This window comes from Belliella filtrata (assembly GCF_022549775.1).
Taxonomy (GTDB): domain Bacteria; phylum Bacteroidota; class Bacteroidia; order Cytophagales; family Cyclobacteriaceae; genus Belliella; species Belliella filtrata.
This window is the reverse complement of sequence record NZ_JAKZGP010000004.1, coordinates 91,069-105,674: the sequence shown is the minus strand read 5'-3', so window position 1 is coordinate 105,674 and position 14,606 is coordinate 91,069. Positions and strand designations below refer to the sequence as shown.

Sequence of the window (14,606 nt, the reverse complement as noted above, 5' to 3'; positions counted from 1 at the left end):
AAGTTACAAAAGTTTAAATGAATAATTCTGCATCATTTTATAAAATTTTAGCGAAATTTAATTTTATAAATATCTAATTTGATAATTTATTAGCCCAGATTACATATTTATTCTTAAATTCTATTTTAAATTTCACTAATACTTTTTATATATGCAATCGATTGCCTTAATACACTTGATTTGTGCATGAAGCTGTGCAAATATTGTGCAACAATTACGAATAATCAAACCCTTTATTGATACTAAAAAATTATTTATGAAAAAACGATCTATACTTTATGCTTTGCTTTTTTGCTTGACAGCTTGTGGGACGCAAAATGATGATGTTTCTGATGCTTTTATGGCATTGAAAGTAACTAATCCATCTGATGCTTTGAGAGTCGATCAATTGATATGGATTGAAAAGTCTCAAATTCAAGACAATCTTAACGTTGTCAATGACAAAGGATTCACTGCATACATTGGAAACATTGAACTGGCGTCTCAATATGTCAGAGAAGGAGAGCAACAAGGTCTTGCAATTTTGATTCCTGAAATACAAGGTAAGGAGACCCTATCTGTTAGCGTGACTTATGATGGAGAACGTGAAGAGGGACGCTTTTATCCCAAGCGAACACAAGCAGAGCTTTCACATAAATTTGGAGGGTATTTTGAGAACCGCAAATACATTGGAGGTGAATTTCAAAATGTAAAAGAACTGCATGTACCACAAGAACACACGGACCACTCTTGGTACATCAGGTATGAAGGACCAGGATGGGAGTCTGATAAGGTAGGTTATAGGTTCTATCTTGATTGGAGAAATGGTGTTGATGTATTCGGTAAAAGGGTAACTGAGCCAGTACTACAAAATGTAGGTATGGATGATTTTGATTCCTATCATGATTTGCATGACTGGGGAATGGATGTGTTGAAAGTAGGAAAATCTTTGGGAATTGGCTCTATAGCAACATGGGAAGAAAATCAGGCAAGAAGAGTAGATGTGACTGATAGCCTGTATGCCGCTGTTACTAATGATGGAGCAATTTTTTCTTCTGTTTTGACTAAATATTATGGTTGGGATGTAGCCAGTGGTAAGACAGACTTGACTTCAAACCTAAGCATCCATGCAGGAAGCCGATTGAGTGAGCAGCGATTATATAGTAGTGAAGCAATTCCGACCATAGCTACTGGTTTGATCAAAGATAAATTGGCAGAAGTGATCCAAAGTAGAGATGATAAAGCATATAGCTACCTTGCTACCTATGGTAAGCAAAGCTTAAATGATGATAACCTTGGTATTGCAATATTCTATAAAACTAGCCAAAAACTGACTGTAACAGAAGATGAACATTCTCATGTAGTAGTGCTCAAGCCTGAAGCTAATCAAGTCAAGTATTATTTTGCGGCTGCATGGGAGCTAGAGCAAGAAGGCATCAAAACACTAGAAGATTTTCAGTCTTATCTTGATCAAGTAGTGGAAGAGCTATCAAATCCATTGGTCGTAGAGGTGAATAAATAGGTCAAATGAAGGTTGTATTTACATATTTGATAATAAGTTACTTGGCTTTGATTAATGTATCATGTCAAGCGAAAGAAATGGCACTTGGTGACTCGTCTAAAAGTATCTCTACCAGAATGGCAATCTCTGAAATCAATAGAAATCCAGAAGGCTGGACCTTAGATTTTAATCAAAAGCCCAAATGGGAATATACCCATGGCTTGGTTATGATGGCAATGCATAGGGTTTGGAGGGAGACGGGAGATGATCAGTTTTATGAGTATATCAGAAAATTCATTGATTTTATGATCGATGAAGGTGGTCAAATCAAAACTTATAAAAAAAGTGATTATAATATCGACAGGGTAAATGGTGGCAAATTCTTGATTGATATCTATGAAGTCACCAAAGAGGAAAAGCTTCAGATGGCCATCGAAATGCTCAGAGATCAAATGAGAGAACATCCCAGGAATTCAGAAGGAGGGTTTTGGCACAAAAAAGTCTACCCTCATCAGATGTGGTTGGACGGTATATACATGGGTTCTCCATTTTTGGCACAATATGCAGCGACATTTGATGAGCCAGCCCTTTTTGATGATGTGGTCAATCAGATATTCGTTATGGACAAGTTTGGATATAGTCAAGAGACTGGTCTATATCATCATGCATACGATGAAAGCAAATCAGAGCGTTGGGCTGATCCTGACACTGGCTTGTCAACAAACTATTGGGGTCGAAGTGTTGGTTGGTATGCGATGGCCTTAGTGGATGTGCTTGATTTTCTTCCTCATGATCATCCAAAACGAGATGATATCATTGAGATTGTAAAGAAGTTAGCGAATGGAATAGTTCAATATCAGCATCCATCTGGGACTTGGTATCAAGTACTTGATCAAGGAGATCGTGAAGGGAATTACTTAGAAGCTTCAGCTTCTAGTATGTTCGCTTATTTCTTGCTTAAAGGTACTCAGCATGGCTATTTAGATGAGGAGTTTGAGCAGGCGGGAGTCAAGGCATATGAAGGTGTACTCAAAGAATTTGTGAAAGAAGCACCTGATGGATCTCTCTCTTTGACTCAAATCTGTGGCGTTGCAGGTCTCGGGGGTAACCCTTATAGGGATGGCTCTTATGAATATTATGTGAATGAAGTAATTAGAGAGAATGACCCTAAAGGGATAGGTCCATTTATTCTAGCATCTCTACTTTATGAAAACATGGGCAAATGAACAAGCTTATTTATACCATAACCTTACTCTTAAATTGGCAGACAATATTAGCTGACCCTTACGATATAGTTGTCTCACAAGATGGTTCAGCTGATTTTGGTACTGTGCAGGAGGCGATCATGGCTGTGCCAGATTTTAGAGATTTGCCTACTGTAATCTATATCAAATCAGGGATATACAGGGAAAAAATTATTCTGCCGACATCCAAGACAAAAGTCGTTTTGATAGGAGAGGACCCAATGAAGACTATCTTGACTTATGATGATTATGCATCAAAGCAAAATCGATTTGGAGAAGAAATGGGTACCACAGGATCAAGTAGCTTTTTTGTTTTTGGGGATGATTTTATGGCCAAAAATATCACTTTTGAGAATTCAGCAGGACCAGTTGGTCAAGCAGTAGCTATGAGGGTGACTGCGGATAGGGTTTTCTTTGAAAATTGTAGGTTTTTAGGTTTTCAAGATACACTCTATGCTCATGGTGAGCGAAGCAGACAATATTATAAAAGTTGTTATATTGAGGGAACGACCGATTTTATTTTTGGATGGTCTACAGCTGTGTTTGAGGAATGTGAAATTTACTCCAAAGCAGGAGGTCAATATATTACAGCAGCCTCTACATTGGAGAATGTAGCCTATGGCTTTGTATTTGTCAATTGCAGCTTAACAGGCGATGCACCTGCTGGCAAAGTATACCTTGGTAGACCATGGCGAATTCACGCAAAGACAGTTTTTATCCATACAGAAATGGGGGAGCATATTCGTCCAGAGGGATGGCATAATTGGAACAAACCTGAAGCTGAAGAAACTGCATTTTATGCAGAATACAACTCTTCAGGTGCTGGAGCTGACAAAAACTCAAGAGTATCTTGGTCAAAACAACTCTTAGAAGAGCATTTGGAAAACTTTTCCATTGATAAAATACTCGCAGGAGCAGATGGATGGATACCTGGAAAACAGCTGGAAAATAAGCTATGGCCCTCAAAACATCATTCATTATACACTCCTCCTGGCTCAAAACCTTGGCTTCAAACAAGCTTGTCATTTCTATAAATAAACATTAGAACCTTAATAATCAAAATCCCATGAACAAGTATTCCCGCTTAACCTTTATTGTTTTCCTATTGATTTTTGGGTGTCAGCGAGCAGAAGTTTCTTCTCAAGGCAGCAGTAGTAAGATTGATATCAGCAGCATCTATCATGATGTAGAATTTGAAATGCCAGAGGTGAAACAAACCAGTTTTCCTGATTTGACTGTAAATATAATTGATCATGGTGCTGTCTCTGATGGAGTCACCAAGAATACTCAAGCATTCGAAAAAGCGATAGAGGCAATTTCACGGCAAGGTGGTGGTACTGTGTTGGTTCCACGTGGGATTTGGCTGACTGGTCCCATAATTTTTAAAAGTAACATTAACCTTCATCTTGAAGCAGGGGCTTTGATTCAATTCAGTAAAGATTTTGATGATTATCCATTGGTCGAAACTAGTTTTGAAGGATTGAATACAGTGAGGTGTATCTCGCCTATTTACGCAGATGGTGTAGAAAATATTGCAATCACTGGAGAGGGGACGCTTGATGGAAATGGAGATGCTTGGAGGCCAGTGAAAAAAAGTAAAATGACAGATTCTCAATGGAAAAGTTTACTGGCCACAGGAGGCATGTTGAATGATAAAGGAGATATGTGGTTTCCATCAAATTCTTCTTACCAAGGTTACCTAGCGAGTAGCAATTTCAATGTCCCGGACTTGATTGATGCCAGCGAGTTGGAGACTGTTAAGGATTTTTTAAGACCAGTAATGGTTAGTATCAAAAATAGCAAGCGGATTTTGCTTGATGGGCCAACTTTTCAAAATTCACCAGCATGGAACATTCACCCACTTATGAATGAAGATTTGATCATCCGAAATCTGAATGTCCGAAATCCTTGGTATTCCCAAAATGGCGATGGGCTTGATTTGGAGTCTTGTAAAAATGTGTTGATATATAACAATATCTTTGATGTAGGCGATGATGCTATTTGCTTTAAGTCGGGAAAAGATAAAGATGGAAGAGAAAGAGGGATGCCTACAGAAAATGTGATTGTAAAAAACAACATAGTGTATCATGGGCATGGTGGGTTTGTGATAGGAAGCGAAATGTCTGGAGGGGTAAGGAATGTACATATTTCTTCTTGTACTTTCATGGGTACTGATGTTGGGTTGAGATTCAAAAGTACCAGAGGTCGAGGTGGTATTGTGGAGCATATTTATATTTCTGATATAGATATGATAAATATTCCTACAGATGTTATCAATTTCAACATGTTTTATGGAGGAAACTCTCCAGTACTCGAAGCTGATCAAAGTGCCGAAGACGAAGCAAGAGATGAGCAGGCTTTTCCTGTAAATGAAGAAACTCCAATTTTCAGAAATATTCATATGAAGAATATCAAGGCAACAAATAGTGGGACTGCAGCAAATTTCCAAGGCCTTCCAGAAATGAATCTCCAGAATGTTACTTTAGAGAATGCTTTGTTGCAAACAAAAAATGGGATTCTTGCAGTAGATTCAGACGGTTTACAATTGAAAGATGTACGTGTGATTCCAACTAAGGGAGCTGCATTGACACTTTACAATAGTAAAAATGTAGAGGTGGTAGATTTCAGCTATGAAGTTTCAGATTCAAAAGTAGTGAAAGTGCTGGGATCTCTTTCTTCTAACATCAGTTTACGAAAGCAGGATTTTAAGAATCACAATGATGAAGTTGAAGTAAGTTCAGGTGCTTCGGTAGTAAGTTATCAATAACATAGAAACCAAATGTCTAGTAAAGTTCTGTTAATCATAGTCTTAATCGTGCTTGGGTTTTATGGGAAAGAAATGGAAAATCATCAAAAGGTTACCTTGTTTTTGATTGGAGATTCGACTTTGGCAGACAAGCCTTACACAGGAAGTAATCCAGAGAAGGGATGGGGACAAGTTTTGCCACTATACTTCAAGGAAGGAATTGTTGTTGAAAATCATGCAGTCAATGGAAGAAGCACAAGAAGCTTCAGAGATGAAGGAAGGTGGGATTTAGTTATGGCAAAAGTTCAGAAGGATGATTATGTATTGATTGAATTTGGACACAATGATCAAAAAGTTAATTCCCCAGATAGATATGCTGAAGCGAATACAGACTTTAGAAATAATTTGATCCGATATGTGGAGGAAATTAGAGAGAAAGGAGCATTGCCAATTTTGGCAACTCCGATCTCTAGACGAAGCTTTGATGAGAATGGAAAATTGACGGATACTCATGGAAGATATACAGAGGTAGTGCGGGAAGTATCAGAAACATTTGATGTTCCATTATTAGATTTACATCAGAAGACTGTTGAATTGCTAGAGCAGTTTGGAATGGAGAAATCAAAGGAGTTATTTCTTCACTACAGACCGGGGGATTATGAGCAATTTCCTGATGGTATAGAAGATAACACACATCTTTCGCCCACAGGGGCATTCAAAGTAGCTGATCTTGCAGTGCAAGAAATGAAAAAGCATGTGCCAGAAATAAGCAATTATCTAAAAGAGTAAGTTGAAATTTAATAATAGCTATTTTTCGTTTGATTCTTATTTGCATTAATTGTGTAATTTTTTTCAAATAATAAAGATAAAAGGATGTATTTTGATATTTTTGTTGGCAACTTTATTTACCGTTAACTCAAAATCTAATGCCATGAAATTCGGAAAATTCAATTTGGTTTTAAGGGTATTTGCTTTGCTTACCTTAGCCTTTTGTAATTCGATAACGCTTCAAGCTATTGAAATTAATCATGGATTTGAAGGGAATATGTTTGATACCATTATTGATGAACATCGTTTTGTCAACTCGGAGTCAAAGACTGAGTTAAGAGAAAATGAAGATTCTTTTATTCAAAATGAAGCTTTAGATTCTTTGCAATTGGGGATTATTTTCAGAGATGATTTTTCTAATGAAGAATTGGGGGCAATGCCAAAATTGTGGAAGAGTAGTGGTGGTGGTGCTGTAGTCAATGAAAAAGGTGAGAACTGGCTAGAGTTAAAGGCAAATGTTACTTACAGAATTGATTCCTTGATTGATTTACCGGAGGATTTTGAAGTATCATTTGACTTGCTTACCAAAAGTGACCAAGCTAGAGATATAGGTGCTATGCGTTTTGGCTTTGGGCGTGACAACTCTGTGCGAAGATATATTATGGATGCGTATAACAACAATGCGATAACATCCACTCAAATACATTTTTCAAATAAGAAAGTCACTAGTTCTAGTAGCGATACTAAGTTATATACCACTGATAACTTTCCTTTAAACTCTTATGCTAATCGTCTAATGAAAGTTCGTATTCAAGTTAAAGGTGAAAACATGATCATTTTTATTGACGATGAAAAGTTACTTGACGCTGCTATGTTTAATAAAAATTCGGTAAAATTTTTTTATCTGAGTGCACCTTTTAATTATAAAAATGATGCAAGAATGTATTTCAAAAATTTTAAAATTGTTGCTATTGATTAAATGATATAGTGGTTTGTCAAAACATTTTAAAATGAAATTAATTGATTTTGGTGTTTTTAAAATATCATCACACAATTTATTGAAACTTGTTAATTCTTTATAGCATGACGGGGAAATGTAACCTTGAAAAGCATTACATTTTTGATTTGTTTCCTATCATTAGGTTTTAATTTTCATTGTAATTTAAAAGTGTTGGTATTGTATTTTTTGCTCGATCATATCCCAGACAGTAATTGTTAAGCCAGATAGAGCTGGTATATGGTGAATATTTCAAAATGGAACTGAGCCTTAACATGCGGGATCTATCCACTTTTTAATAGAAAACAAGCTACCCTGTGTAAACGATTGCGCAAAAGAGTGATAAATTATAACTAATCATTGAAAATTAAATGTTTCTATAAAGTGCTTTTTGACACTTAATATACTAAATGGTTGAAAATAAGTGCTAAATATATTTTTTTAAGAAAATTCTTGGCAATAAATAAAAAATTTTATAATATGCAATCGATTGCGCAAATGGTAGCTCTTTTGGTTAAATTTGTGTATTGAAAAACAAGCAATAAACCCCAATAATAATGATCTTAAGATTTGATTCTCCAACAGTCATCCTTTCTGGATAGCTCGTATCTCTTGCAATGATTTTTGGCATGGATACGTACATTTATTCATGCCATCTATAAGTTTTCTTAACAATTAACCCTATATCTTATTGAAATGAACATTACAAAAGGAATTCCGGGTACAATCCGGTTGATATTCTTGATGTCCTTCCTGTTGGTGCTGACCACAGGGATAGTTTGGGCACAAGGATCTTTAGTCAGAGGAACAGTGACTGACGAAGGTGGAGAGCCAATCCCAGGGGCTTCTGTCCTAGTCAAAGGAACCAGCATAGGTGTAGCAGCAGACATTGATGGGAGGTTTTCGATAGAAGTACCCTCCAATGCCACATTGATTTTTTCTTTCATAGGTATGGTTGCAAGAGAAGTTCAAGTGGGCAATCAGACAGTAATAGACATCAGTCTCAAAGAGGATATATCTACGCTAGATGAATACGTCGTAGTAGGATATGCTTCTATAGAAAGAAGAGACTTGACGAGTTCTGTTTCATCAGTCAATGCGAAACAACTTGCTGATATTCCTATCAACTCTGCTGCTGAAGCACTGGCTGGCCGACTGGCAGGGGTTCAGGTCACGGGCAGTGAAGGCTCGCCGAATGCTGAAGTTCAGATCAGGGTTCGTGGAGGAGGTTCTATTACTCAAGATAATTCACCACTTTATGTAGTAGATGGTGTACAGGTGGAAAATGCCCTTTCTGTACTTTCCCCACAAGATATAGAATCTATAGATGTACTAAAAGATGCCTCAGCCACTGCAATTTATGGTGCTAGAGGAGCAAATGGAGTTGTTATCATCACTACCAAAGGAGGAAGTGAAATGAAGACAACGGTAAGTTATAATGGATTCGGAGGTGTAAAACAATTGGCGAGGAGACTTGAGGTAATGAACCCTTATGAATTTGTGAGGTATCAGCACGAGAGATCAAGAGGTTCGGAGCAAGAGAGAAATAACTTCTTAAATACCTATGGTAATTTTGGTGATATCAACAATTACAGACAGGTTCCTTTCGTGGATTGGCAAGATGAGATCTTTGGGAGAAATGCCATCATGCAAACACACAATGTGAGTGTAGCTGGTGGTACAGCTGCCACTAAATACAACCTTTCAGTGACTTCTAATACTGAAGAAGGCGTAATGCTTGCCTCGGACTTTGATAGGAAATTGTTGAATTTTAGGTTTGATCACAAAGTAAATGAAAAACTATCAGTGGGCTTCAATGTGAGGCATAACAGTACAACTGTCAATGGTGCTGGCACTGCTTCTGAAGGATCATCCTCAACCAACAGGTTGAGACATGCAGTCAAGTATAGGCCTTTGCTTATGGAAGGAGGAGATTTGACAGCTTTTGATCCTGATTATGCTGATGAAACCAATGCGAATTCTTTGGCATTGATCAATCCGATATTGCTTACTGATGCAGAATATAGGCAGAGAAAGCAAAGTGTAACTAACTTCAGTGGGTCAGTCAATTACAAAATCAATGATCATTTTTCATTCAGGACAACACTAGGAATTGATTTTTCTGATATTAAGGATTATGCATTCAACGACACCATTACCAGTCCTGCCAGACAAGTTGGAGCAGGTCAGCCTATAGCTTCTATTCGTAGAAATGAAAGAATGATTGTCAATAATTCAAATGTATTCTCTTTCAGTACTGCCAAAATGAAAACGGCATTTACAGAAAAAAATAAATTTGATGTATTGATTGGGCATGAGATATTCGAAGAGGAGTTTAGGATTGATTATCTTGAATCTAGGTTTTTCCCAATCGGTATCACTGCAGAAAGAGCCTTAGGTAATCTTTCATTGGGAACTCCGCAAATACCTACATCAAATCAACAAGAAGCTAAGCTGGTATCATTCTTCGGGAGGGTGAATTATGCCTTTGGAGATAAGTTTTTGTTTGCAGCTACAATGAGAGCTGATGGCTCTTCCAAGTTTGCACCAGGTAGAAAGTGGGGATATTTCCCTTCATTCTCGGGAGCTTACAGGATCTCAGATGAACCATTTATGATGTCAGTCAACAATACGATTTCTGATTTGAAAATAAGGGCTTCGTACGGTGAATCTGGAAACAATAGAATTGATAATTTCTTATACTTAACCCAGTTTGGTCCAAATGCATTTTATGGTTTCAACAATCAAGTAGATGTTGGGTTTTCACCTGTTTCGCTTGCTAATGAGAACTTGATTTGGGAAACTACAGTTGCTAAAAATATCGGCCTTGATGCGGGGTTATGGGGAGGAAGGATTCAACTTTCAGTAGATGCATATATCAACAACACAAGAGACCTTTTAGTCGAAGTACCTGTGCCATCTACTTCAGGATATGTAGTTCAGATTCAGAATGTAGGCGAAACTTCCAATAAAGGTATAGAAGTCCAGCTTTCTGGTGCGATTATCAATAAAAAAGACTTTAATTGGACATCAAGTTTCAATATTTCACACAATGTCAATCGTGTGGAGAGTCTTGGTGAGCAATCTCAATTCTTAGTGCCATCTGGATGGGCTGGTGGTAATGTTCCATTTGACTACGCAATCCAAGTAGGGAAACCTGTTGGTACAATGTGGGGACTAGTGACAGATGGCTTCTATCAAATCAGCGATTTTGATTACAATGATGGGGTCTATACCCTTCGTGATGGTGTTCCCAACAATCAGGGAATTACTTCTGTAGTTCCTCGTCCTGGTACGATAAAATTCCAAGATTTGAATGGTGATGGAGTAGTGGATGATAATGATAGGACTGCGATCGGGAATGCAACACCCCGATTCTTTGGTGGATTGAACCAGCAATTCACCTTCAAAAACTTTGATGCGAGTATTTTCTTAAATTTTGTATTTGGAAATGATATTTTGAATGCAAATAAGCTTGAGTTTTCATCAGGATACACGCCAAACTCAAACTTGCTGGCTATCATGAATGATAGGTTTACCAATGTGAATGAAGCAGGTCAGGTTGTGACAGACCCTGTGGCTTTGGCAGAATTGAATGCCGATGCTAAGATCTGGACGCCTTTGACTTCAGCTTCATCTTTTTATATGCACTCTTGGGCTGTAGAAGATGGTTCATTTTTGAGGATTAACAATGTGACCTTGGGCTACACTTTGCCAGCTAGATTGCTACAGCAATACAAAATCCAAAGAATGAGGTTTTATGCAACAGGAAATAACTTGGCGATTTTCACAAAATACACTGGATATGACCCAGAAGTGAATACCAGAAGAAGGACACCGATGACGCCAGGGGTAGACTATTCAGCCTATCCAAGAGCCAGGACATTTATAGCTGGTGTCAATATAACTTTCTAATGCCTTAATGAAAATAATCATGAAAAGAATATATCAAATTACTTTAGTGCTGGTGTTTTCCTTGGGAACTATGACTTCATGTGAGAATTACCTAGAGGTGCCACCAGTGTCTTCATTTGGACCAGATTATGTGTTTAGTAACGTAACGAATGCTACCATTGCACTTACTGGAGTTTATGCAGCTTTGGGAGGAGATAATGGATATGGTATCAGGTTAAGCATGTACTATCCACTTGATGATGATATCCTGATGGGACAGGGAGGTAACCCCTTTCCAGACAACGAGCGTAGAGATATCGCCCATTATAATGTACAACCTTCAAATACACAGCTTAGGCTACCATTCAATCAGCTTTATACTGGTATAGAGCGTGCAAATATTTGTATTGCTGAGATTCCACGCATGGCGATGTACAGCAATGGAACTGAAGCTGAAAGAAGGGAACTTAGAAGACTACATGGTGAAGCTTTGACACTAAGAGCACAGTTTTACTTCGAATTAGTTAGAAACTGGGGTGATATTCCAGCTCAGTTTGAGCCATCCAGTACATTGGATGATTTGTTTTTGGAAAGAACAGATAGGGATATCATCTATGATCGCATCATTGAAGATCTTGGGCAAGCTGCAGAATTGCTTCCGTGGGCGACAGCAAGCTCTTCCAATGAACGTATTACCCAAGGTGCCGCAAGAGCTTTGAGGGCTAGAATAGCTCTTTTTAGAGGTGGATATTCATTAAGGTTAGACAGAACAATGAGAAGAGGGGCAGATCATCGACAATTTTATCAAATTGCTAGAGATGAGGCATTGGCCGTGATCAACAGTGGTTCTCATCAACTCAATCCTTCTTTTGAAGCCGTATTTAGAGAAGGATTGTTGGCAAGAAGGAGAGAGCCTAATCAAGAGATCCTTTGGGAGATTGCAATGACTGGTGGTGGAAGTTCATTTGGTGATAGTAAATTAGGCTATTACAATGGCCCAAGATGGAATAATTTAGGAAACTCAGCATTGACAATCTTACCTACATTCTTTTATTCATTTGATGAAAATGACCTAAGAAGAGATGTGTCTGCAGCGCCATATAATATCAATCAAGATTTTACTATTGTAGCAAGAAACATACAGACGATGGTGGATGGGAAATTTAGAAGAGATTGGATGTCAAACCCGGTAGTGATCAATTCAAACGCTCAGTATTTTGGAATCAATTGGCCGATGATCAGATACGCTGATGTGCTCTTGATGTTCGCAGAAGCGGAAAATGAACTGAACAATGGACCTACAGCAGCGGCTATTCAAGCTTTTGAGCAAGTGAGAACTAGGGGCTTTGGAGGTGATGCGTCTCTGATCGGTACTACTCCAAGTTCTTATCAAGAATTCTTTGAGGCAATCGTGCAAGAAAGAGCATTTGAACTTTCGGGAGAGGGAATCAGAAAGTATGATTTGATCAGGTGGAATCTCTTAGAAACCAAGCTGAATGAAACCAAAGCGAATTTAGAAGCTATGGCTACAAGGGCTGGAGCATATGCAAACTTGCCAACGACCATGTATTATGAAGCTGGAGCAAATGAACTGAGATGGCTGAATTCTTTGTATCAGCCTCAGCCAACAACAGCACCTGCAGGATCAGCATCGGTGGCATGGTTAGGAAATGGAATCAACACTACCATTTTGACCTATTTTGCGGTAGGTTTTACACCTGGTAAAAGTGAGTTGCTTCCACTTCATACCTCGATTTTGGATGCTAATTCAAAGTTGAAACAAGAATATGGATATTAATCAAGCCCAAATGTCTGAAATCATGAAATCAATTAATAAAAATATACTCAATTTATGCTTAGTAATTCTATTAGGGATAGGCCTTGGAGCTTGTACTGATATAGAGCCAAACTATGAGGCTCCTGATGATATGAAGCGATTCAGGCCTGTACGTATCACTGGTACCAATGGAGAGATAGCTGTGACATTGACATGGCCAGAAGCATTGTTTACCAATTCTGGAGAGGTCAATTACCTCGTTCAAATTTCTCAGGACAGTCTTTTTTCAGCTATCACTTTAGAAAAAGAGACTGTGGTTAATACCTTGGAAATTACTGATGAAGAATTAGAAATCAATGTCGATTTCTTTGCTCGGGTCAGAACACTGGGGGTAACTTCATCCACTGATTCTGAATGGCAAAGGACAATGCTACCTTTTAGAATTACAGGTGAGCAGATTTTCTTACCTACTTTTGACAATGAAATAGGAGCGTCTACAGTGTTACTCAGGTGGAGGCCAACAGCCAATCCTTCCAGAATAGAATTGACAGACCAAGATGGGATTGTATCAGAAGTTATTCTTTCTGATGAAAACCGTTCAGATGCTGAGGTACTACTAGAAGAGCTCAATCCCTTGACAGAATACTTTGCGGAGATTTTTGAGGGCAATAGGACAAAGGGAACTACTTCATTTGTTACTAAGGAGCCAAGCATTTATGATATTGTGCTGACCCCATCTGATAATTTTAGAGCGATAGTAGAAGGTGCAGAAGATGGTGCCATGATAGGGTTACAACCTGGGACTTACGAAGTCAAAGATGAAGCAGGGGAATGGGCGAACCTCAGAATTATAGGAAAGTCGATTACTTTGCAATCAGTCTCAGGTGATCCAGAAGATACTAAAGTGTTGTTCAGAGAATTTACTTTCACCGAGTCAGGAGCAGGTTTCAAAGTAAGTGGAATCACATTTGATGGTGGACCAGGAAATGGAGCTTATTTTATCAATTTTGCTGGTGGTGCAGCCACATTTACGGATATCATAGTAGAAAATTGTATTGTAGAGCATGTCACTACCTCATTTATGAGAGCCAATCGTGCAGGCAATAATGAGCATAAAATGAATAAAATTAGTGTAGCGAGTTCAATTTTGAGAAACCATAGTGTAGAGAATTACCATATTTTTCACCTTGATAAATTAGAGTTTAGTGAGATCGAAATCATCAATTCTACATTTGCCTCAATTGGTAGTAGAGGGTTTATCGGATGGGCTACCAATATTCCAATGCCATCTACACCGAAAATCACCATCGATCAGGTAACATTGAATGGATTTGGGTCTCGAAACAGAAATGATAACTTGCTTGATGCAAACAACAACCTTGTTGAGTTCACCATGACAAATTCGATAATTACAAATATGCCTTATGAAGGTCAGACTGTAGGTGGAAGACTTGTAAGGGCAAACCCTGATTCACAGATCTCACTCAGAAACCTTAATATGTTCAATCTTACCACAGGAGGAGCTGACCCTGAATCAGCTACTTTGCAAAGCTATGTACAGACTGCAAACATTCTGAATGTAAACATGGGGTGGGATTCGAGAACAACAAATTTGACATTACCTACAGGATCACCTTTGAGGACAGCAGGTACGACAGGTGGTCCAATTGGTGACCCAAGGTGGGCATTCTAATGATTAT

Annotated in this window: 9 protein-coding genes; all 9 read left to right on the top strand. The window is 38.2% G+C overall.

Going from position 1 to position 14,606, the window contains the following annotated elements:
- Window positions 1–256: 256 nt before the first annotated feature.
- On the top strand, window positions 257–1,501 hold the full coding sequence (locus MM239_RS03290) for a DUF4861 domain-containing protein (RefSeq protein ID WP_241346571.1): 1,245 nt from the start codon (window positions 257–259) through the stop codon (window positions 1,499–1,501).
- Between the two features lie 5 nt (window positions 1,502–1,506).
- Window positions 1,507–2,706 (top strand): glycoside hydrolase family 88/105 protein, encoded by a 1,200-nt coding sequence (locus MM239_RS03285; RefSeq protein WP_241346569.1) that lies wholly within the window; start codon window positions 1,507–1,509, stop codon window positions 2,704–2,706.
- Window positions 2,703–3,758, top strand: a complete 1,056-nt coding sequence (locus MM239_RS03280) for a pectinesterase family protein (protein WP_241346567.1) — start codon at window positions 2,703–2,705, stop codon at window positions 3,756–3,758. Before MM239_RS03285 ends, MM239_RS03280 begins: the two co-directional genes overlap by 4 nt.
- Window positions 3,759–3,790: 32 nt before the next feature.
- Complete coding sequence (locus MM239_RS03275) at window positions 3,791–5,491, top strand: glycoside hydrolase family 28 protein (protein WP_241346566.1); 1,701 nt, start codon at window positions 3,791–3,793, stop codon at window positions 5,489–5,491.
- A gap of 12 nt (window positions 5,492–5,503) precedes the next feature.
- Window positions 5,504–6,259 (top strand): rhamnogalacturonan acetylesterase, encoded by a 756-nt coding sequence (locus MM239_RS03270; RefSeq protein WP_241346565.1) that lies wholly within the window; start codon window positions 5,504–5,506, stop codon window positions 6,257–6,259.
- Between the two features lie 142 nt (window positions 6,260–6,401).
- The gene (locus tag MM239_RS03265) at window positions 6,402–7,217 is read left to right on the top strand and encodes a hypothetical protein (protein ID WP_241346564.1); all 816 of its coding nucleotides are present in this window, start codon (window positions 6,402–6,404) and stop codon (window positions 7,215–7,217) included.
- A 714-nt stretch (window positions 7,218–7,931) separates the two neighbouring features.
- A complete protein-coding gene (locus MM239_RS03260; RefSeq protein WP_241346563.1) occupies window positions 7,932–11,150 on the top strand; it encodes a SusC/RagA family TonB-linked outer membrane protein in 3,219 nt (1,072 codons plus the stop codon).
- A 19-nt stretch (window positions 11,151–11,169) separates the two neighbouring features.
- Entirely contained in the window at window positions 11,170–12,927 is a 1,758-nt protein-coding gene (locus tag MM239_RS03255) for a RagB/SusD family nutrient uptake outer membrane protein (protein WP_241346562.1), read from the top strand.
- 22 nt (window positions 12,928–12,949) lie between these two features.
- Entirely contained in the window at window positions 12,950–14,599 is a 1,650-nt protein-coding gene (locus MM239_RS03250; protein WP_241346561.1) for a DUF4957 domain-containing protein, read from the top strand.
- Window positions 14,600–14,606 lie beyond the last annotated feature (7 nt).